Genomic DNA, 19,765 nt, shown 5'->3' with positions numbered 1-19,765 from the left:
GCCGAGGAGTCGGTGATCGCGGGCGGGCGGATCGGGGTCACGGGGCGCGGGTCCGATGAGCGGGATTAACCTTGCGCTTACCATGTTGGCGCGCTGCTCAACAGTTGGTTAACGGGCCTTGGCGAGCAGGGCCTGGGCCTGGCTGAGGGACATCGGCCCGGAGTGCTTGGCGGCGATGACGCCGTCGTCGCGGACGGCGAATGTCTCGGGCACGCCGGTGACGCCGAACTCGATGCCGCCGCGCCCATCACGATCGACCAAGCGCACGGAGAAGGGGTCGCCCAGGCGGTCGAGGAAGGCCTGGGCGTTCTGCGGCGCGTCCTTGTAGGCGACGCCGACGATGCGCACGCCGCCAGACTTCAGGGCGATGAGGGTCGGTTGCTCCACCTCGCAGGGCGCGCACCAGGAGGCGTAGAAGTTGACCAGGGCCGGGCCGTCGCCCAGCGCCGCGCGCAGGGGCCGGGCGACGCCGTCATCGAGGTCGGGCAAGGTCAGCGCCGGGACCGGCTTGCCGACCAGCGCCTGGGGCTCGACGTGCGGGTTGCGGTTGAGGGCGTAGAGGGCGAACAGCGCGCCAAGCGCCGCCAGGGCGATCAGCGGCAGGGCGGCCAGCCAGCGTTTCATGTCGCGTCCCTGGGCGCGTCCTTGCGGACACCCCCGGCGCGGGCGCGCCAGCGCCTCGCATGCGCGAGCGACAGCCCGATCATCGCCGCGAACACCAGGGCCGTCGCGGCGTAGGCCGGCCAGACGTAGGCGGCGTAGGGTGCGGGGTCGAGGTCCAGCACGCGACCCTCAGCCCCGCGCCGCGCGCATGGCGGCGGCCTCGGCGCGCCGGCGCCACAACTCCGCGCGGATACGCACCAGCCACAGTGCGCCGAACGCCCCCATGTAGGCGAGCGCCATCAGCAGCAGCGGCCAAAGGTACACCGCGGCCATCGTCGGGCCCTGGGCGCGGAACACCGAGGCGCCCTGGTGCAGGGTGTTCCACCAGTTCACCGACCAGTGGACGATCGGCAGGTTGACGAGGCCGACCAGCGCCAGGATAGCCGCGGCGCGCGCGCCCTTGGCCTCGTCGTCCATGGCCCCGCGCAACGCGATGTAGGCCAGGTAGAACAGGAACAGCACCAGCACCGAGGTCAGGCGCGCATCCCACACCCACCAGGCGCCCCACATCGGCCGTCCCCAGAGCGCGCCGGTGACCAGGGCGAGGAAGGTGAAGGCGGCGCCCAGCGGCGCCGCGGCCTGGGCGGCGGCGTCGGCCAGCACGTGACGGAACACCAGCGACAGCAAGCTGGCGCCCCCCAGGCAGAGGTAGACGAACAGGCTCATCCAGGCGGCCGGCACATGGATGAACATAATCCGCACGGTGTCGCCCTGCTGGTAGTCCTCGGGCGCGGTGAAGCCGAGCCACAGGCCGGCGAGGGCGAGCCCTGCGGCGATCACGCCGAACAACGGCGCCGCCCAGCGCGAGAACGCCATGAACCGCTCCGGATTGGACAGGAAGGCGGGCGCCGGGATCATGCGGCGGGCTTAGCCTCCGGCGCGGTCTATGCCAATGGGTTGAAGCCCATCGGCCGTTCAGGCAGGACGCGTCGATGACACCCCTCCGTCTTCCCCTGTTGCGGGGCCCCACGCCGGTTTCGTTCTCCACAGGCTGCCGCGCAGCGCTCAGCGCCGTCGCGGTGGTCGCGATCACCGGGTTTGCAGCCCATGCGGCGGTGGCCGGAGACCTGCGTCTCGAACCCTTACTTGCTCCGCCGATCGGCGCCTCGGCCGTGCTGATCTGCGCGGTTCCTGCAAGTCCCTTGGCCCAGCCGCGCGCCGTGATCGGCGGCAATGTGCTGTCGGGCCTGGTGGGGCTGGGCTGCGCGATGGCGATCCACCAGCCGGTCCTCGCCGCCGCCGTCGCCGTGGGCGCGGCGATCCTGGTGATGCTGATACTAGGATGCCTGCACCCGCCCGGAGGCGCGGTCGCACTAGGCGCAGCTCTGGCGAGCGCTCCAAGCCTCGGGACCGTCGTAGGGCCGGTTGCGCTGTGTTCGGTCCTGCTGGTCCTCGCCTCAACGGTGGCGGTGAAGCTGAGCGGGCGCAGCTATCCGCACCGCGCGCATCTGCCGGCCAGCCCGCACGGGACACATGACCGTCCACCCAGCGAGCGCGGCGGCTACACCGCCGCCGATATCGACGCGGCCTTGGCTCAGTACGGCGAACTGCTCGACGTCAGCCGCGAAGACCTCGACGCGCTGTTCCATCAGGTTGAAATCCAGGCCAGCCGGCGCATCCATTCACAGATCCGCTGCGAAGAGATCATGTCCCGAGACGTGGTGGCGCTCGACGCCCACCAGAGCTGCGAGAGCGCGCTCGCCTACCTTCGCCAGCACGACTTGCGGGTAGCCCCTGTGATCGACGATCGCCGTCGCGTCGTGGGCATGGCGCGCCGCGCCGAGCTCGCGGCCGGGCGTAGCCGACCGGTGGAGAGTGTGATCGACCCGTTCGTACACCGCGTTCCACCGCGCGCTGCGATCGAGACGCTGTTCCCGCTCCTGTCCAGCGGCAAGGCGCACGAGGTGATGGTGGTGGACGCCGACCGCGTGTTGCTGGGCGTGATCACCCAGACCGATCTGCTGGCCGTGCTCTACCGGGCCCATGTCGTCGAGGCGGTTGTGGCCGGCAGAGAAGGCTAAGCCGTCGCGCTTACCTTGACATACGAGGGTCAGGGCGCGGTCAGGGAAGGTCTTTAGGCGGTACGACGGCGATCTCTTCGGGAGTCATCTTGCGCAGCGACTTCGCGATCAGCGGCTGTCGGAAGCCGTCACGGTCGGACAGCGTCAGGTCGAGGTCGATGGCCGAGCAGATCCAGGTGGAGCCGCGCATCTCGTTGACCAGGAACCGGTTGGGGCTCTTGTTCACATGTACGCCCGGCGTCAGGTCGACCCGCCAGATGTCTGTCCCGCTCACCCGCAACAGCAGGAAGTCGCTGTCGCCCGGCGCGCTCCAGCCCTGCCAACTGTTGCTGGGGAAACAGTTTCGCTCGGGCTTCGGCGCGTCGGCGGCGTATGCCGTGGTCGCAGCGAGCGCCAGGACGGCGACGGCTGAGACGGTGAGTGCGCGCATGGCGTGGACCTTCGGAAGCTGTCTCGTCGGCTCGACGATACTCTCCCAAACGTCCGGAACGAACAGGCGTTCATCGCTCAGGGCGCGAGCCCTGCTAGGCGCCTACATCATGCTGAGCGCGGCGATGACCTTGGTCAGTTCCTGGCGGCGGGGGCTCTCGACGCCGAGCGCAATGTACTCTTCGATGCATAGGTCAGGGGCCAGCGCGCCGTATTGCTTCAGGCGCTCTTCGGCTTCTTCGAAGGCGCGGGCGTTGGCGAGTTCCAGGGACATGCCCATGTGATTGTCTCCCGATGATACGGTCTGCTGGCCGGTGAATCGGGAGGAGCAATCTTCGCGCCACAGGCGAGCAGGCTCCGCAGCGTCAATCGTACCAGGCGCGCCCGGCCCGCTCGATCAGGGCGAAGGCGCCGGCGGGGCCCCAGCTGCCGGCGGCGTACGGCTTTGTCGCGAGGCCGGCGTCGCGCCAGGCCTCGGCGATCCCGTCGATCCACCGCCAGGCGGCTTCCACCTCGTCGCGGCGCACGAACAGGGTCGAGGCCCCGTTGACCACATCCAGCAGCAACCGCTCGTAGGCGATGCGCCGGCGTGCGCCTGGGCCGGAATAGGCGCGCAGCAGCGACAGCGACAGCGGCATGGCCTGCAGGCGCATCGACCCCTGCGACAGGCCCGGCGACTTGTTCATCAGGGTGAGTTCGATGTCCTCGTCAGGCTGCAGGTCGATGACCAGGCGGTTGGCGGTCAGGTCGGCCTTGGCCGCGCCGCCGAAGATCGAGTGCGGCACCTCCTTGAATTGGATGGCGATCTGGGTGCGGCGCTCGGGCAGGCGCTTGCCGGTGCGCAGGAAGAACGGCACGCCCGCCCAGCGCCAGTTGTCGATGTCGGCGCGCAGGGCCACGAAGGTCTCGGTGGGGCTGGGCTGACCGCGCTCTGTCTCATAGCCGTGGGCGGTCTCGCCGCCGACCACGCCGGCGGCGTACTGGCCGCGCACGCTCGAGGCCTGCGCCTCGGCGCGGGTGAAGGGGCGCAGCGAGCGTAGCACCTTGACCTTCTCGTTACGCACGGAGTCGGGCTCGAGATCGACGGGCGGCTCCATGGCCACCAGACACAGCAATTGCAGCATGTGGTTTTGCACCATGTCGCGCAGGGCTCCATACTCGTCGTAGTAGGGCCAGCGCTCGCCGACACCCTCGGTCTCGGCGACGGTGATCTGCACGTGGTCGATGGTCAGGTTGTTCCACAGCGGCTCGAACAGGGCGTTGGCGAAGCGCAGGGCGATAAGGTTCTGCACCGTCTCCTTGCCCAGGTAGTGGTCGATGCGGAAAATCCGGTCTTCGGAGAACACCGCGCCGACCGCGGCGTTGATCTGGCGCGAGGTTTCCAGGTCGCGGCCGATGGGCTTCTCCAGCACGATGCGAGTGCGCTCGTTGACCAGGCTCGCGTCGGACAGCGCCGAACAGACCCGCCCGTACAGGCTGGGCGACAGAGCCAGGTAGAACATCGGCCGTTGTGCGCCGGCCAGCAGGGGCTTCAGCGCCTGCAGACCCTCGGGCCGCGTGGCGTCGGCTGCGGCGTAGTCGAGTCTGGCGGAGAAGCGTGTCCAGTCCTCGTCGCACAACCCTTGCGCAGCGCGCTCGCAGACCGCCTGGCGGGCCATCTCGACGAAGGCGTCGCGGCCCATCTCGGCGCGGGCGGTGGCGACGATGCGCAGGCCTTCGGGCAGGAACCCGTCGACGTCGAGGAAATAGAGCGACGGCAGCAGCATGCGCTGCGCCAGGTCCCCCGTGCCGCCGAACAGCACGATGATGTCGGCTTGGGATTCGGGCATGGGGTGCACCTTCTGCTCACAAGAACGCGAAGCGCGAGATAGCGTAGAACGCGCCTTGCAACGTCAAGGCGTCTGCATCGTTCATATCCACGGACGGAAGAGTTGCACCACGGCTGCACGCCGCGCGGGCCGCTGCGCGCGGAGGCGCCGCCGCGCAAGCCGCAACTAGAGGAAATATGGGACTGCACGAACTCAGCATCGGCATGCCGCCGCGCGCGCTCAAGCTTTCGGGGACGGCGCTGTTCCTCGACCTGGACGGCACCCTGGCGCAGATCGCCGCAAGGCCGCAGGACGTCGTGCCCGATCCACGACGCACCAGCCTGCTGGAGCGACTGGCGATCGCGCTGGATGGGCGTCTCGCGGTGATCAGCGGCCGGGCGCTGGCCGACGTCGATCGCATCTTGGAGGGGCGCGTAGCCGCGGTCGCCGCTGTCCACGGCCTGGTCCGGCGCGACGCCGACGGACGCATCCACGCCGCCGCGGTTCATCCCGGGCTGTTGATGGCCCGTAGCGGGTTCGAAGGGTTCGCGGCGCGTGACGCGGGTCTGATCGTCGAGGACAAGGGCCCGAGCGTCGCCCTCCATTTTCGCCAGGCTCCGGCGCTGGCGCAGGCCGCCGGCGTGCTGGCGGGCGAGCTGGCGGCGGCCTCAGGCCTGATGCGCCAGGACGGCCACATGGTGGTGGAGCTGCGCACGCCCGGTCCAGACAAGGGCGACGCGCTGGCCGCATTCCTGAGGAGCGCGCCGTTCGCCGGCGCCCAGCCGGTTTTCGTCGGCGACGACCAGACCGACGAGGACGGCTTCGTCGGCGCGGAGGTCGCGGGCGGCTTCGGCGTACTCGTGGGGCCGGAGCGGCGCAGCCACGCCCGCTGGCGGCTAGACGATGTGGACGCGGCGCTGGCCTGGCTGGAGGCCTCGCTGTGAGCCGGCTGATCGTGGTGTCAAACCGGGTGAATCCCCCCACGGGCAAGGGTGACGAGAGCGTCGGCGGCCTGGCCATGGCGCTGTCGGCGGCGCTGCGCCAATACTCGGGCCTGTGGTTCGGCTGGAGCGGGCGCACTGTGCCGGCGTTCACCGGCGAGCTCAGCATCGAGGAATTCGACGGGGTGACGGCGGCCACCGTCGACCTCGAGGAGACCGACTTCAACGAGTACTACAACGGCTACGCCAACAAGACTCTGTGGCCGCTGTTCCACTATCGGATGGACTTGACCGCCTACGACCGCTCGTATGGCGAGGGCTATGAGCGGGTGAACCGGCGGTTCGCCGAGACTCTGCGGCCGTTGATCGCGCCGGACGACCTGATCTGGGTGCATGACTACCACCTGATCCCGCTGGCGCGCGAGCTGCGGGCGCTGGGGGTGCGCAACCGCATCGGCTTCTTCCTGCACGTGCCGTGGCCGGCCTATCAGGTGATCGCCACCCTGCCTGGCCACCGGCAACTGGTGCAGGCGATGTTTGACTACGACCTGGTGGGGTTCCAGACCCACGAATACCTGCAGGCGTTCGAGGAATATGTGCTGACCGAGGCCGCCGGCGAGCGGATCGCGCCCGACAAGCTGCGCGCCTTCGGCCACACGCTCAGTGTCGGCGAGTTCCCGATCGGCATCGACGCCAAGGACTTCGCCCAGATGGTCCGCGGCCCGCGCGCCCGGCGGATGCGCGACATCATGACCGCCTCCACCGTGTTCAAGCAGATGATCATCGGCGTCGACCGGCTGGACTATTCCAAGGGCCTGGAGGAGCGCTTCCTTGGCTTCGAGCGGCTGCTGGCGGACAATCCCGACCTGCGGCGCGAGGTGCTGATGCTGCAGATCGCGCCGGTGTCGCGCGAGGGTGTCGACACCTATCAGGAGATCCGCGCCCGGCTGGACGCCCTGTCAGGCCGGATCAACGGCGAGTTCGCCGACGTCGACTGGAATCCGGTCCGCTACGTCAACCGCAACTACCGACGCGACGACCTGGCCGGCATCTATGGCGCAGCGAGCGTCGGGCTGGTGACGCCGTTGCGCGACGGGATGAACCTGGTGGCCAAGGAGTTCGTCGCCGCCCAGGACCCGCAGGACCCCGGCGTGCTGGTGCTGTCGCGCTTCGCCGGCGCGGCGACCCAGTTGAAGGAGGCGCTGCTGGTCAATCCCAACAGCCCCGAGGAGATCGCCGACGCGCTGAAGCGGGCGCTGTCGATGGGACTGGCGGAGCGAATCCGCCGCTGGCGCGCTCTGTTCGAGAACGTTCAGGGCGAGGACGTGGAGGGCTGGCGCGACGCCTTCGTCACCGCTCTGGCCGACGACGACGCGCAGGCCAAGGCCGCCCTGGCCGGCTGAGGCGTCCCTGAAGAGGTTGGGCAGATGGCGCTCGACAAGCTCGCCCGCTACCGGTCGATGCGGGATTTCAATCAGACGCAGGAGCCCAGCGGCGCCGATCGGACGGCAAAGTCCGAGCGCTTGCGGTTCGTGATCCAGAAGCATGCCGCGACACGCCTGCATTATGACTTCCGGCTGGAACTGGACGGGGTGTTCAAGTCCTGGGCGGTGACCCGCGGGCCGTCGCTGGATCCGACGGACAAGCGCCTGGCGGTTCAGACCGAGGACCACCCGCTCGACTACGGCGACTTCGAAGGCACGATCCCCGCCGGCCAGTACGGCGGCGGGACGGTGATGCTGTGGGACCGCGGCTACTGGGAGCCGGAGCCGGGGTTCGACCCCCAGGCGGGCCTGGCCAAGGGCGAATTGAAATTCATCCTCGATGGAGAGCGGTTGAAAGGCGGCTTCGTCCTTATACGGATGAAGCGCCGCGAGAAGGAAAAACACGACAACTGGCTGCTGATCAAACACCACGACGGCTGGGCGGTGGAGGGGGCCGCCAAGGGCCTGGTGGAGGTGGAGACCCGCTCCGTCGCCTCGGGTCGCGCGCTGGAGGATATCGCCGCCGGTAAGGGGCGCGGACCGACGCCGTTCATGACCAAGAGCGCCAAGGCGGCTGCGCCCGACGCGGTGTGGCGATCGAACCGCGAGGAGCAGGGCGCGGCTGAACCGAAGGCGAAGGCCACTCCCAAAGCGAAGGCTTCGCCCACCCCTAAGGTCGGTGCAACGCCGGGGTTCATCGAACCGGCCCTGTGCACGCTGGTGGACCGACCGCCGCCCGGCGCAGGCTGGGGACACGAGATCAAGTTCGACGGCTACCGGCTGCAGCTCCGCGTCGAGGCCGACAAGGCGACGCTGAAGACCCGCAAGGGGATCGACTGGACGGCGAAGTTCAAGGCGATTGCGCGCGAGGGCGCGAAGCTCGCCGATGGCGTCTATGACGGCGAGGCCTGCGCCCTGGACCACGCCGGTTCGCCGGATTTCCCGGCCCTGCAGGCGGCGCTGTCGGACGGCAAGACCGACGACCTGATCTTCTTCGCCTTCGACCTGTTGTTCGCCCAAGGCGAGGACTTGCGTGACCTGGCCCTGCGTGAGCGCAAGCAGCAGCTGGCGGCGGCGCTGGACGGCGCGGGGGCGCGCATCCGCTACGTCGACCACTTCGAGACCGCGGGCGACGCGGTGCTGCAGTCGGCCTGCCGCATGTCGCTGGAAGGCATCGTCTCGAAGCGGCTGGACGCGCCCTATCGCTCGGGTCGCCAGGACGCCTGGACCAAGTCCAAATGCCGCGCCGGCCACGAGGTGGTGATCGGCGGGTGGACGGGCGAGGCGGGACAGCTACGCTCGCTGCTGGTGGGCGTCCATCGCGACGGCAAGCTGATCTACACCGGCCGGGTGGGCACAGGCTTCGGGCGCGAGACGGTGGCGCGCGTGCTGCCCAAGCTCAGCCCCCTGGAGGCGCAGGCGAGCCCGTTCAGCGGGCCGGGCGCGCCGCGCAAGGGCCCGGGCGTGCACTGGGCCAAGCCGGAACTGGTGGCGGAGATCGAGTTCGCCGGCTTCACCGGCGGCGGCATGGTGCGGCAGGGATCGTTCAAGGGCCTGCGCGCCGACAAGCCGGCGGAGGAGGTGGAGGCCGAGGCGCCGGCGCATCCCGCCGAGATCGAGCTCGCCGAACCGACCCCGGGCGAGGCGAAGACCGGCTCATACAAGACGCCGGCGAAGCGCGCCGCGCCGGCCGGCCAGCCGGTGGTGATGGGCGTGACGCTGTCCAACCCCGACAAGCCGCTGTGGCCGAACTCCGCCGAGAAGGACCAGCCGGTCACCAAATTGGACCTCGCCCGCTACCTGGAGGCGGTGGGGCCGTGGATGATGCAACACCTCAAAGGCCGGCCGTGCTCGATCATCCGCGCCCCGGACGGGGTGGGCGGCCAGCTGTTCTTCCAGCGACACGCGGGCAAGGGCTCGTCCAGCCTGCTGGAGCAGGTGGAGGTGTTCGGCGATCATAAGCCCTACCTTCAGGTCGACCGGATCGAGGGGCTGGCGGCGCTGGCCCAGATCGGGGCGCTGGAATACCACCCCTGGAACTGCCAGCCGTTCGCGCCGGAGGTCCCCGGCCGCCTGGTGTTCGACCTCGACCCTGGACCGGACGTGACGTTCGAGACTGTGATCAAGGCCGCGATCGAGGTGCGCGACCGCCTCGACGCCCTGGGCCTGGTCAGCTTCTGCAAGACCACCGGCGGCAAGGGCCTGCACGTCGTGACCCCGCTGAAGGCGCAGAAGGGCGCGAGCGCGCCCGACTGGCAGGCGGCCAAGGCCTTCGCCCAGAAGGTCTGCACCCAGATGGCCGCCGACAACCCCGACCGCTACGTGGTCAACATGGCCAAGAAACTGCGCCAGAGCCGCATTTTCCTCGACTACCTGCGCAACGACCGCATGGCGACGGCGGTCGCGCCGCTGTCACCACGCGCGAGGGACGGAGCCACGGTGTCGATGCCGCTGACGTGGGCGCAGGTGAAGGCCGGACTGGATCCGAGGCGCTACACCGTGCGGACCGTGCCGGCGCTACTGGCGAAGACGGACGCCTGGGCCGACTACTGCGACGGTGAGCGGCCGCTGGGGGCGGCGATCCGAAAGCTGGGGTGACGTGGGGGCGTGGTCGCACTGGTGCTTAAGTGTACGGCGACCAGTCAGCCTGCAGACACACGTTCGCATCATTCAGGTTTAAGATGGGGTCCGTCCAACGAACTCCATGCACAGCACTCGCAACCTCGCCGCCGTCATCCTCCGGCTCGCGTCCAGGGCCATGAACATGGCCATCGCGACCCTTGGGTCATGGCCTTGCCCCCTCCGTCTTTCACCTGCGGCGAAAGCCACCTCCCCCGCTACGCAGGGGAGGAGCGAGACCCATGCTCTCACCCGTGAAACGCGGGAGTTGGCGCGCCCGAAGAAGATGCACAGAGCCCTTCCGCCGGCGGCGATTTCGTTGGAACCTTCACGGCACGTCGGGCAGCCTGACCGATCAGCGGGAGAGACGACATGACGATGATCCGCAGCCTGTCGGCGTCGGCCGGCGCCCTGTTGCTGGTGCTGAGCGTCACCCCTGCGCAGGCGGCGCCCGCAGCCCCGGTCAAGAACGTGGTGCTGGTCCATGGCGCGTTCGCCGACGGCTCTGGTTGGCGCGGCGTCTATGACATCCTGAAGACGGACGGCTTCAACGTCAGCATCGTTCAGCACCCGACCCTTTCACTGGCCGGCGATGTCGCGGCGACGAAAGACGTGGTGGACGCCCAGGGCGGCCCGGTCGTGCTGGTCGGGCATTCCTATGGCGGAGCGGTGATCACCGAGGCTGGTACGAACCCCAATGTCGCGGCCCTCGTCTACATCACCGCCTTCGCGCCGGACAAAGGCGAGTCGGTCAACAGCCTGAGCGCCAGCCCGCCGCCGGGGACGCCGGCGCCACCGATCCTGCCGCCCAAGAACGGCTTCCTCTCGCTGGACAAGGCCAAATTCCCGGCCGCCTTCGCCGGCGACGTCGATCCGAAGACGGCGGCCTTCATGGCCGACTCCCAGATCCCCTGGGGGCTCGACGCGGTGGGCGGACAGATCACCCAGCCCGCATGGAAGTCCAAGCCCAGCTGGTACCTGCAGGTCGCCGACGACAAGATGATCCCGCTGCCCGCGCAGCAGGCGATGTCCAAACGGGCCGGATCGACGATCGTCGAGGTCCCGGGCAGCCACGCGATCTTTGTGTCGAACCCGAAGGCTGTCGCCGCGATCATCGAAAAGGCGGCCAGCGGCGTCAAGTAAGGCTCCGATGGCGCAGTTTGCAGCAGATTGAGCGAGGCTGATGGCGAAGCTGGTGTTCGGCATGAACCAGTCGTTGGACGGCTACGTCGACCACATGGCGTTTGCGCCCGACGCGGCGGTGTTCCGTCACTGGATCGAGCAGGTGCGCGACCTGGCCGGCAGCATCTACGGCCGGCGCATGTACGAGATCATGCGCTACTGGGATGATGACGATCCCGCGTGGGACGCGGAGCGGCGTGAGTTCGCGGCGGCGTGGCGAAAGCAACCGAAATGGGTCGTCTCGCGCACGCTGAAGTCCCTCGGCCCCAACGCCACCCTGGTCGACGGCGACCTGGAGGCGGCGGTCCGCGGGCTGAAGGCTCGTCTTGACGGGGAAATCGCCGTCTCCGGGCCCGACCTGGCGCAGAGCATGACCGACCTTGGTCTGATCGACGAGTACCGCCTCTACATGCACCCTGTCGTTCTGGGGCGCGGCGCGCCGTTCTTCGCCGGGCCGCGGCCGCGGCTCCGGCTGGCGGCGAACGAGATGATCGGCGACGAGGTGATCAGGCTCACCTACGTCCCGGCCTGATCGCGCGGCGGTGAACCGGCTCGCGACGACAGGCGTTCAGACCCGGACCCGACAGGGAGGAAGACGATGACTGGCAAGATGACCAACTGTCTTTGGTTCGACAACGGCGAGGCGCGCCAGGCGGCGGAGTTCTACGCCAGCGTCTTTCCTGACAGCCATGTGGGCGCGGCGATGGCGGCGCCGGGGGACTACCCCGACGGCCAGAAGGGCGCGGAGCTGACGGTGGAGTTCACCGTGCTGGGCGCGCCGTTCATGGGGCTCAATGGCGGTCCCGCGTTCAAGCCGAACGAGTCGGTGTCCTTCGTGGTCGAGACACAGGACCAGGCCGAGACCGACCGTTACTGGGACGCCATCGTCGGCAATGGCGGCGCAGAGAGCGAGTGCGGCTGGTGCAAGGACCGCTGGGGCTTCTCCTGGCAGATCACGCCGCGCCAGCTCCTCGAGGGCATCACCGATCCTGACCCGGCGGTGGCCAAGCGGGTATTCGAGGCGATGATGACCATGGGCAGGATCGACGTGGCGAAGATCGAGGCCGCGCGCCGCGGCTGACCGGGGCAGGGCGGCTTCGGTGCGACGATCCAGCTCGCCGGCGTGACCGTCAATGGCGCCAATTTCGCCAGCATCTTCGACTGTTCAGGCGCGGGCGCGCTCAGGCCCTGACGTTCTGGCGCTTGACCATCTCGCCGATCCACAGCGGGGCGAAGGGCGAGGTGCATCCCGGCGGTGTCGGATAGTCGCGGTAGACGCCCAGGGTTTCCCCGATGGCCAACGCGCGGACCCGGTGCGCGGCATGGTGGATGCCGATATTGGCCAGCGCCATGTTCATCGTCCACTGCGGCTGCGGCGCGGCGCCGGCAAGCTCGCGCTCGATCCTGTCCAGCAGGGCCGCGAGGTCGAGGTCGCCGGCGTCCTTCGCGATCCGTTCGGCGGTCAGGCTCCAACCGGCGCGCGCGGCGATCGGGTGGTCGCTCTCCATCCACTGGCGGCGCAAGGCCTCCTTTTCGGGATGCACCTTGACCACGTAGGCGTTGAGCCAGTCGCAGGCCTGGATCACCGCGTTCGAACGCACCAGTTCGTCGAGGTCGGTGGGCGAAAGCGCCTTGGGTTTCATCCAATGGATGGCCAGCAGCCGGGCGTCGAGGTTGCCGGTCTCCCATAGCGCCATGGCCAGGTCGTGATCGCCCTTGACCTGCTTGGCAAGCGCGCGGATGTCGCCCAGCTTGACGCCGAACTGCCGCGTATCGGCGCCGTTGCGGATGTCGAGGTTGCGGACCTTCTCGTTCCCGAGGGCCTCGAGTTTCGCCAGCGCCTCAGTGACGGTCATCAGTTCGCTCCGCTTTGGCCGCAATAGAGGCGAAGAGGTCGCCGTCCCGCAAGGTCACGGGAGGGCGGCCTCTGCTTCGGCGTCGTGGTTCAGGCTGGCGCCAGCGCCGGCTTGCGGCCCCGTCGCCACGCGCCCACCTCGGGACCGACTTGCCGCTTGTTATGCAGGGTCGATCCTGCAACGCGCGGTCTGGTCGGACCTGCAGGCGATACCGTCAGGCGAGACGCGCAGCTACGGCGCCATCGCCAGGACGCTGCCCCTGGTAGCCACCGCCCAGGAGGTCGGCGCCGCGTGCGCGGCCAACACCATCGCCGTCACCATCCCATGCCATCGGGTGGTGAAGGCTGACGGCTCGATCTCCGGTTACCGCTGGGGCGTCGAGCGCAAGCGTCGGCTGATCAACCTCGAGGGCGTGGCGTGATGCTGCTGCCAGCTTGCGATCGGACTCGGAGGCCTGCGAAACTCGCCGTCGGCCCTATATGGAATTTGAGAGCAAGCGACGGAGTTTCGAGGCCGCGACGGCGGCCCAGCATGGCGTCATACTTTTCAAAGGAGGCTTCAATGCTTGCCCGTACGACCGCTGACGACGCCCGCTGGGCCAGCGTGGTCGCCAAGGACCGCGAGGCTGACGGCCAGTTCTTCTATTCCGTGCGCACCACAGGGATCTTCTGCCGTCCCTCGTGCCCGTCCAAGCCAGCGCGGCGCGAGAACGTCGCCTACCACGACACCGCCGAGGCCGCGCAGGCGCAAGGGTTTCGCCCGTGCGAGCGCTGCCGCCCGACCGGCGCGTCGCAGGACGAACGCCACGCCGCGGCCATCGCGCTGGCCTGCCGCGCCATCGAGGCGGCTGAGACCCCGCCGAGCCTCGAGGACCTGGCCCAGGCCGCGGGCATGAGCCGCTTCCATTTCCATCGGGTGTTCAAGGGGGTGACCGGCGTGACCCCCAAGGCCTACGCCGACGCCCACCGCAGCCGGCGGGTGCGCGAGGAACTGGGCCGTTCCGACACCGTGACCCAGGCGATCTACGACGCCGGCTTCAACTCCGGCGGCCGCTTCTACGAACAGTCGACGGGGTTGCTGGGGATGACGCCCACCCGGTACCGCAAAGGCGGGGAACGCACCGCGATCCGCTTCGCCATCGGCGAGACGTCGCTGGGCGCGATCCTGGTGGCGGCGACCGACCAGGGCGTCTGCTGCATCCTGCTGGGCGACGATCCCGATGCGCTGGCCCGCGACCTGCAGGACCGCTTCCCGCGCGCCGAGCTGATCGGGGCGGATGACGATTTCGAGGGCCTGGTGGCTCAGGTGGTCGGCCTAGTCGAGGCGCCGGGCATGGGCGTCGACCTGCCGCTGGACATCCGCGGCACCGCCTTCCAGCAGCGGGTGTGGGCGGCGCTGCGCGAGATCCGGGCCGGCGAGACGGTGAGCTACGCCGATGTCGCGGCGCGGATCGGCCGACCGAAGGCCGTGCGCGCGGTGGCCCAGGCCTGTGCGGCGAACAAGCTGGCGGTGGCGATCCCCTGTCACCGGGTGGTGCGCAATGACGGGGCGCTGTCGGGCTACGCCTGGGGCGTCGAGCGCAAGCGGGCGCTGCTGGAGCGCGAGCTTGCCGCCTGACGCACGGCGTCGGGCCCGCCATCTTGACCTAGGGTCATTGTGCATGTCTCGTGCGGGGTACGTGCAGGCGTAACACGAACGCCACGCAAGGATATCGAATGAAAACGACAACATAACGAGCAGGGAGGCGGGTCGTGGCGATTGTCGAGAAGCTTGGATATGTGACGCTCGGGGTCAACGATCTCGATAAGGCGACTGAATTCTACACCCGTGTGGGGCGCCTGGCGGAGGTCGAGCGCACCGATCGCACGGTATTCCTTACGGCGGGTCGCGATCATCACTGGCTGCGGCTCGAAAAGGCCGACGTCGAAGGCGTGCAGCGCGTGGGTTATGACGTGGGAAGCCACGAGAACCTGCTGAAGGCGATCGAGGTCCTCAAGGCGTGGAACATCCCCTATGACGACCGGGTGCGTCCGAATGAGGATCGGGTCGAACATAGCATCGTGTTCAACGATCCCGGGGGCATGAACATCGACCTGTTCTACGGCATGCAGCAGCTGGCCGCCGCGCCGGACAATCACGGCGTGAACATCAAGAAGATCCTGCACGCGGGCTGGAATTCACCGAACTTCGAGGAGACGGTTCGCTTCTGGATCGATGGCCTGGGCTTCAAGATCTCGGACCAGATCGAAGACGCCTCTTATTTCATGCGCTGCGGCGACCGGTTCCACCATTCGCTGCTGCTCATCGCCGGCAAGGGCGACAAGCCACAGTTCAACCACCTGGCCTTCCTGGTAGACTCCATCGATGACGTGATGCTGGTCCGCAACAACGGCCTGCGCGCTGGCGCCACGTTGCGCAGCGACGTTCTCAAGCACACGCCGTCGGGGTCGATCGCGGTCTATTTCCGCGACGCGCCCAGGGGGTTCGACTTCGAATACTGCTTCGAACATGCGCAACTCGACGACGACCACGTCCCGCGGCGGCTGAACATGAAGGAAGGCATCAGTGACATCTGGCAGGCCGAACTGCCCGATCCCGTCATCGCCTGACGCATCGCCGCGCGCTGCGAAAGCGGGAACCCGCGGCCGGGCGCAGGGGTTCGACTCGGCGCGCCGGCCGCAGGCGCATGATGGCCAGCGCCGCGTGACGCCGGCGGAGGTGGAAGATGGAAACCCAGCAACTGCATCGTGGCCGGCTGATCGACCACATTCAGCTGGTGGTGGAGGATCTGCCCGCCAGCAAGCGCTTCTACGAAGCCGTGCTGGGCGTCCTCGGTATGCCGATCGGCGGCGAGGCCGACGACTATTTCTGGGTCGACGAACTGTTCGTATCGTCGGCCGACAGCGAGGCGGCGCAGGGCAAGCTCACCGGACGCCATCACCTGGCGTTCCAGGCGGCCGACCGGGCCACGGTCGACGCGTTCCACGCTGCTGCGACCCGCCGCGGTGGAACGGACAACGGCGCGCCGGGCGAGCGACCCTACCACCCCGGCTACTATGCGGCGTTCGTGCTGGACCCCGACGGCAACAACATTGAGGCGGTCCATCACGGCGAGGCGAAGCGCTCCGCGCACAGCGTGACGATCACCTTCTGAGACCAAGGATCGACCGGCCGGCGCGAACCCGCACCGGCCGGCGACCTCAGCACTTCAGACGTCGCCGCCAGTCACGTCGAGACGGTGACCTTCAGGTAGGCGGCGGGGATTTCCGTGCGATCGGCTTCCCCGCGGTTCTGGCTCTCGAACAACTGCTCGAGTTCCGCTTGCAGATCCGCTCGCCGTCCATCCCGCTCGGCGGCTTCGAAGGCGTTCATGGTCGGGCCGTAGTAGTCGCGGAACAGACCCAGGAATGCGGCCGGCGCGCCGGGGTAGCGGAACGTGTAGGTCGCGCGCTCGCACTGGATGCGTTCGGCCGCCACGCCTGCTGCGCCGAAGCGCTCGCGGACATTGGCCTCGACACCCCACGTCACCGGACTGATGAAGCCCTCTGGCGGCGGGGGCGTGTAGGCGGCGCTGATCTTGAGGATGCTGGCCACCAGCGTCGGGTCGCCTGGGATCCAGTTACCCATGACGATGCGCCCGCCGGGCCTCGTCACGCGGACCATCTCGCGCGCCACGTCGAAAGGTCGCGGGGCGAACATCGCGCCGAAGATGCTGACCACCAGATCGACGCTCTGATCGGCGACCACGTCGAGGCTGGCGGCGTCGCCCTCCTGGAAGCAGAGGTTCGTCAGACCTTCCGCGCGGGCCCGAGCCTGGCCGGCCGCAACCAGGTTCGAGGCGATGTCCACGCCCTTGACCCTGGCCCCACGGCGGGCGCTCGGCACGGCGGTGGTGCCGTCGCCGCATCCCAGGTCAAGGACATCCATGCCGGGGCGGACGTCCAGGCTGGCGATCAGTTCGTCGCCGCTCTCACGCATGGTGGCGGCCAGTCGGGTGAAGTCGCCCTTTTCCCACAGGGCCTTGTTCGCATTCATGTCAGAAGCTCCTGGAAACGTTGGCGCGTCTGATAGCTCCGTCGCCGGGCGCCACGATATGACCGTGCGGCCGGAATGATTGACCGGAACGCCGGGCGCTCGTCTACGCGCCCACCGCGTGCGCGAGCCGGGCGAGATCGGTCTCCGCATCGACCCGGCGTTTCCAGGCGGCGGGGGGTTCGCCGTACCGCCTCCCGCGCCAGGGTGTCCACGTCCAGGTCGTCGGCGTAGCGCGTGGATCACCGAGAGTGCGCGGGCCACCGCCGGATCCCGCAGTCCGGCGAGCCATCCGCCCTGGCCCTCTCCGAAGCTGTCGGCATAGCGCCGCGCGGCCTGGGCGAAGAACAGCTCGGAGATCTTCGCCACCATGGCGGGACTTGAGCTCCAGTCGCTGGCGGCGACGCTCAGCGAGCTGGCGATCCAGTCGGCCGCGTAGTCGTCGCGCTTGACCAGCAGCAGCGGCGGCAGCGCGTCGAGCAGGGGATGGGCGCCGTTGATCACGCCTAGCCAGCCGCAGAACAGCGACGCCTCCTCGCCGCCGAAATCCATGGCGATGGCGTTGAGCGCGCCGCCGGCGCCCGGAGTGACGTACTCGGCGATATCGGTCGGGGTTTGGCCTGGGCGCGTGAACAGGTGATGGACGTCGTTGCGCGGAAACATGACCATCGACCCCTCGCGCAGCTCGACGACCTGCTGGCCGGGGATCTGGGTGTAGAGCACGCCCTTGCGGACATAGTGGTAGGAGATGATCCGCCCTGGCACAGGGAAGTAGGGCGCACAATCTTCCGGGCGGAACTGCGAAACCAGGCACCAGTCGCCGTGCGTCACGGCGTCGAAAACCACGCCGCCGCTAAAGCGCAACGAGGTGAGGATGTCGTCCAGCACATGCACGGGTGTGCGCTCACGCCCAGCGGTTTGGTCGCGCCGATGATGAAGCGTGGCCTTACGCCTGACAAGTCACGACCCCGAGGCGACTACGCCTCCGTGTGCAGGCTCAGGGTCTCTGGCAGCACGCCGTCGTCGTCCATGGCGGCTGCGGCGGCCGGGGTCTGCAGGGCGGCCAAGACGGCGTCGAGGTCGGCGACGTCCATGATCAAGGCGACCTGGGTCGGATCATCCGGGTTCACGAAGGTGCGGATGTTGGTCACGCCGAGCGGGCCGAAAAACGTCTGGCGGTTCGACGAGGCCAGCCAATGCGCCTTGTCCTTGACCTTATGGGTGACGATGACCGTGGGCATGCTGGGTCCTTTGCTGAGACGTTAGAGGCGGAGCCTTGGCGGCTCCGCCTCGGCCCGATCAATGCACGAAGGTGACCGGGTCTGGCAGGTCGTTGCGCCAGATGTCGCCGATCTCGGGCGTCGCGGGCAGGATGCGGGCCTGGTGGTCGTCAGGCAACTGGGCGTGGTCGTAGCAGAACTCGAAGTCGTGCCGGCGGGCGGCGTCGACGAAATAGACCCCGACCGAGCCGGACGGCGCGTGGCGCAGGATGTCGCGAGAAAGCTTTGCGCCCGACTTCAGGCCGTGGTTGCGGATGCGCATCAGGTCGTCGAGGGAGTCCACCAGGAAGCACAGGTGGCCGAACACCGGCTTGTCGACCGGCATCTGCTGCAGCAGCAGGCCGTGATGGTAGCGGTCGCCGCAGTGCATGAACCAGGCGGCCTCCTCGACACGGTCGGACAGCTTGAAGCCCATGCCCTCGCGCCAGAAGCGCAGGGTCTCGTAGAAGTTGGGCGAGGCCCAGCCGGCGTGCAGCAGCTTGCTGATCTTGATGCCGTGCATGTCGGGCGACGAGGCGCGCTGGTACATGCCGTAGAACAGCTCGATGTCCATGCCGCCCGGGTCCTTGAAGCGGACGCGATGCTCGACGCGCTCGTTCTTCGGATCCTTGCCTTCCTCGTAGGGCAGGCCCCACTCGTCCAGCACCTTGCAGGCCGCGGCCAGACCTTCAGGGCCGCCAACATCCCAGCCGACGCGCGAGACGCCCTCGGTCTCAGCCTTATGCAGCCGCAGCCAGTGATGGTCTCGGTTGGCCGTCATGAACGCCGTGTCGCCGATCCGCTCGGTCTCGGCCAGACGCCCGACGCGCGAATAAAGTCGAACCGCCTCGTCGAGGTCCCTGGTTCCCATCGAGACGTAGCCAAGTCGCTGTACGATCGCCATCTCATCTCCTCCCATGCCCGGTTTTGCTTTTGAGTAAGTCTTAGGGGCTGGTGAGAACCTACGCTCCTTCCACGGCGGGCCCAAGATTTTTGGAGCCGCAGCGTCAGCGTCCACACACATGCCCGAGGATGACGGATTCGGTTCTCAAGCTTCGCGGAGCCCTTGACTCTCCGGTTGTGATGCAGAACAAAATAGGAACGAAAGGAGTCCGAATTTCCATGTCCGATTTTCGCGCCGGCCGCCTCGACGCCGTGCGGGCGAAGGTCGCCGCCCTTGAGGCAGGGGGACGGGGAGATTGCGGCTCGCTGCCGTTCGGCGACGCGCGGATCGATGCGCGCCTGCCGGGCGGCGGCCTGCCTCTGGGCCGCTGGCATGAGGTGACGGGGGAAGGGATGGAGGCCGAGACCGCCGCCGCGCCCGCCGCCTTCGCCGCCCTGCTGGCCGCCCCGCTGGCCCGGCGCGGCTGGGCGGTGTGGGTGCTGCGGCGCGACGACCTTCACGCGCCGGGGCTGGAGGGTCTGGGGTTTCCGCCCGAGCGGCTGATCCAGGTCTGCGCCCGCGATGACG

General features: G+C 68.5%; 21 protein-coding genes and 1 pseudogene. 12 read left to right on the top strand and 10 right to left on the bottom strand.

Going from position 1 to position 19,765, the window contains the following annotated elements:
* Positions 1–108: 108 nt before the first annotated feature.
* The 3 genes from Q8M88_RS01065 to ccmC are packed head-to-tail and all read right to left on the bottom strand — an operon-like array spanning position 109 to position 1,521.
* Positions 109–624: a DsbE family thiol:disulfide interchange protein gene (locus Q8M88_RS01065; protein WP_305594208.1), complete on the bottom strand. Its 516-nt coding sequence runs from the start codon at positions 622–624 to the stop codon at positions 109–111.
* Positions 621–785: a heme exporter protein CcmD gene (gene ccmD, locus Q8M88_RS01060; RefSeq protein WP_305594206.1), complete on the bottom strand. Its 165-nt coding sequence runs from the start codon at positions 783–785 to the stop codon at positions 621–623. The genes Q8M88_RS01065 and ccmD overlap by 4 nt, the downstream gene beginning before the upstream one ends.
* Positions 786–792: 7 nt before the next feature.
* Complete coding sequence (gene ccmC / locus Q8M88_RS01055) at positions 793–1,521, bottom strand: heme ABC transporter permease CcmC (protein ID WP_305594204.1); 729 nt, start codon at positions 1,519–1,521, stop codon at positions 793–795.
* Between the two features lie 74 nt (positions 1,522–1,595).
* Here ccmC and Q8M88_RS01050 point away from each other — a divergent pair, with 74 nt between their 5' ends.
* Positions 1,596–2,684, top strand: a complete 1,089-nt coding sequence (locus tag Q8M88_RS01050; protein ID WP_305594199.1) for an HPP family protein — start codon at positions 1,596–1,598, stop codon at positions 2,682–2,684.
* A gap of 40 nt (positions 2,685–2,724) precedes the next feature.
* Here Q8M88_RS01050 and Q8M88_RS01045 read toward each other — a convergent pair whose 3' ends face one another.
* The 3 genes from Q8M88_RS01045 to zwf all read right to left on the bottom strand — a co-directional run bounded on the left by Q8M88_RS01045 (position 2,725) and on the right by zwf (position 4,942).
* Positions 2,725–3,114: a hypothetical protein gene (locus Q8M88_RS01045; protein ID WP_305594197.1), complete on the bottom strand. Its 390-nt coding sequence runs from the start codon at positions 3,112–3,114 to the stop codon at positions 2,725–2,727.
* A gap of 102 nt (positions 3,115–3,216) precedes the next feature.
* Positions 3,217–3,393 carry a hypothetical protein gene (locus Q8M88_RS01040; RefSeq protein ID WP_305594195.1) on the bottom strand — a complete coding sequence of 59 codons (177 nt, stop codon included), beginning with the start codon at positions 3,391–3,393 and terminating at the stop codon, positions 3,217–3,219.
* Between the two features lie 85 nt (positions 3,394–3,478).
* On the bottom strand, positions 3,479–4,942 hold the full coding sequence (gene zwf, locus Q8M88_RS01035) for a glucose-6-phosphate dehydrogenase (RefSeq protein ID WP_305594193.1): 1,464 nt from the start codon (positions 4,940–4,942) through the stop codon (positions 3,479–3,481).
* 176 nt (positions 4,943–5,118) lie between these two features.
* Here zwf and otsB point away from each other — a divergent pair, with 176 nt between their 5' ends.
* The 6 genes from otsB to Q8M88_RS01005 all read left to right on the top strand — a co-directional run bounded on the left by otsB (position 5,119) and on the right by Q8M88_RS01005 (position 12,228).
* Positions 5,119–5,865 carry a trehalose-phosphatase gene (gene otsB / locus Q8M88_RS01030; protein ID WP_305594191.1) on the top strand — a complete coding sequence of 249 codons (747 nt, stop codon included), beginning with the start codon at positions 5,119–5,121 and terminating at the stop codon, positions 5,863–5,865.
* A complete protein-coding gene (locus Q8M88_RS01025; RefSeq protein WP_305594189.1) occupies positions 5,862–7,265 on the top strand; it encodes a trehalose-6-phosphate synthase in 1,404 nt (467 codons plus the stop codon). The genes otsB and Q8M88_RS01025 overlap by 4 nt, the downstream gene beginning before the upstream one ends.
* 24 nt (positions 7,266–7,289) lie before the next feature.
* Positions 7,290–9,944 (top strand): DNA ligase D, encoded by a 2,655-nt coding sequence (gene ligD / locus Q8M88_RS01020; protein WP_305594187.1) that lies wholly within the window; start codon positions 7,290–7,292, stop codon positions 9,942–9,944.
* Between the two features lie 393 nt (positions 9,945–10,337).
* Complete coding sequence (locus tag Q8M88_RS01015; protein ID WP_305594185.1) at positions 10,338–11,108, top strand: alpha/beta fold hydrolase; 771 nt, start codon at positions 10,338–10,340, stop codon at positions 11,106–11,108.
* Between the two features lie 40 nt (positions 11,109–11,148).
* Positions 11,149–11,679, top strand: coding sequence for a dihydrofolate reductase family protein (locus Q8M88_RS01010; protein WP_305594183.1), 531 nt, complete (start codon positions 11,149–11,151; stop codon positions 11,677–11,679).
* A gap of 66 nt (positions 11,680–11,745) precedes the next feature.
* Positions 11,746–12,228, top strand: coding sequence for a VOC family protein (locus Q8M88_RS01005; protein ID WP_305594181.1), 483 nt, complete (start codon positions 11,746–11,748; stop codon positions 12,226–12,228).
* A gap of 100 nt (positions 12,229–12,328) precedes the next feature.
* Here Q8M88_RS01005 and Q8M88_RS01000 read toward each other — a convergent pair whose 3' ends face one another.
* Positions 12,329–13,003 (bottom strand): DNA alkylation repair protein, encoded by a 675-nt coding sequence (locus tag Q8M88_RS01000; protein WP_305594179.1) that lies wholly within the window; start codon positions 13,001–13,003, stop codon positions 12,329–12,331.
* Between Q8M88_RS01000 and Q8M88_RS00995 the strand changes: the two genes are divergently transcribed.
* The 4 genes from Q8M88_RS00995 to Q8M88_RS00980 all read left to right on the top strand — a co-directional run bounded on the left by Q8M88_RS00995 (position 12,993) and on the right by Q8M88_RS00980 (position 16,157).
* Positions 12,993–13,424 (top strand): methylated-DNA--[protein]-cysteine S-methyltransferase, encoded by a 432-nt coding sequence (locus Q8M88_RS00995; protein WP_305594177.1) that lies wholly within the window; start codon positions 12,993–12,995, stop codon positions 13,422–13,424. The two genes, Q8M88_RS01000 and Q8M88_RS00995, sit on opposite strands and share 11 nt — an antisense overlap.
* Positions 13,425–13,564: 140 nt before the next feature.
* Positions 13,565–14,620 carry a bifunctional DNA-binding transcriptional regulator/O6-methylguanine-DNA methyltransferase Ada gene (gene ada / locus Q8M88_RS00990; RefSeq protein ID WP_305594175.1) on the top strand — a complete coding sequence of 352 codons (1,056 nt, stop codon included), beginning with the start codon at positions 13,565–13,567 and terminating at the stop codon, positions 14,618–14,620.
* Between the two features lie 134 nt (positions 14,621–14,754).
* On the top strand, positions 14,755–15,612 hold the full coding sequence (locus Q8M88_RS00985) for a VOC family protein (protein ID WP_305594174.1): 858 nt from the start codon (positions 14,755–14,757) through the stop codon (positions 15,610–15,612).
* Between the two features lie 116 nt (positions 15,613–15,728).
* Complete coding sequence (locus Q8M88_RS00980; RefSeq protein WP_305594173.1) at positions 15,729–16,157, top strand: VOC family protein; 429 nt, start codon at positions 15,729–15,731, stop codon at positions 16,155–16,157.
* Positions 16,158–16,228: 71 nt separating this feature from the next.
* Here Q8M88_RS00980 and Q8M88_RS00975 read toward each other — a convergent pair whose 3' ends face one another.
* The 3 genes from Q8M88_RS00975 to Q8M88_RS00965 all read right to left on the bottom strand — a co-directional run bounded on the left by Q8M88_RS00975 (position 16,229) and on the right by Q8M88_RS00965 (position 19,198).
* A complete protein-coding gene (locus Q8M88_RS00975; protein ID WP_305594171.1) occupies positions 16,229–17,929 on the bottom strand; it encodes a cupin domain-containing protein in 1,701 nt (566 codons plus the stop codon).
* Positions 17,930–18,012: 83 nt separating this feature from the next.
* Positions 18,013–18,276 carry a hypothetical protein gene (locus tag Q8M88_RS00970; RefSeq protein ID WP_305594169.1) on the bottom strand — a complete coding sequence of 88 codons (264 nt, stop codon included), beginning with the start codon at positions 18,274–18,276 and terminating at the stop codon, positions 18,013–18,015.
* Positions 18,277–18,334: 58 nt separating this feature from the next.
* Positions 18,335–19,198 (bottom strand): VOC family protein, encoded by an 864-nt coding sequence (locus tag Q8M88_RS00965; protein ID WP_305594167.1) that lies wholly within the window; start codon positions 19,196–19,198, stop codon positions 18,335–18,337.
* 218 nt (positions 19,199–19,416) lie between these two features.
* Here Q8M88_RS00965 and Q8M88_RS00960 point away from each other — a divergent pair.
* Positions 19,417–19,765: pseudogene (locus Q8M88_RS00960) on the top strand (protein imuA); the annotation flags it as partial.

This window comes from Phenylobacterium sp., from assembly GCF_030693805.1.
Classification (GTDB): domain Bacteria; phylum Pseudomonadota; class Alphaproteobacteria; order Caulobacterales; family Caulobacteraceae; genus Phenylobacterium.
Note: the sequence above shows the minus strand (reverse complement) of the source record. Positions and strands in the feature narration are given on the sequence as shown.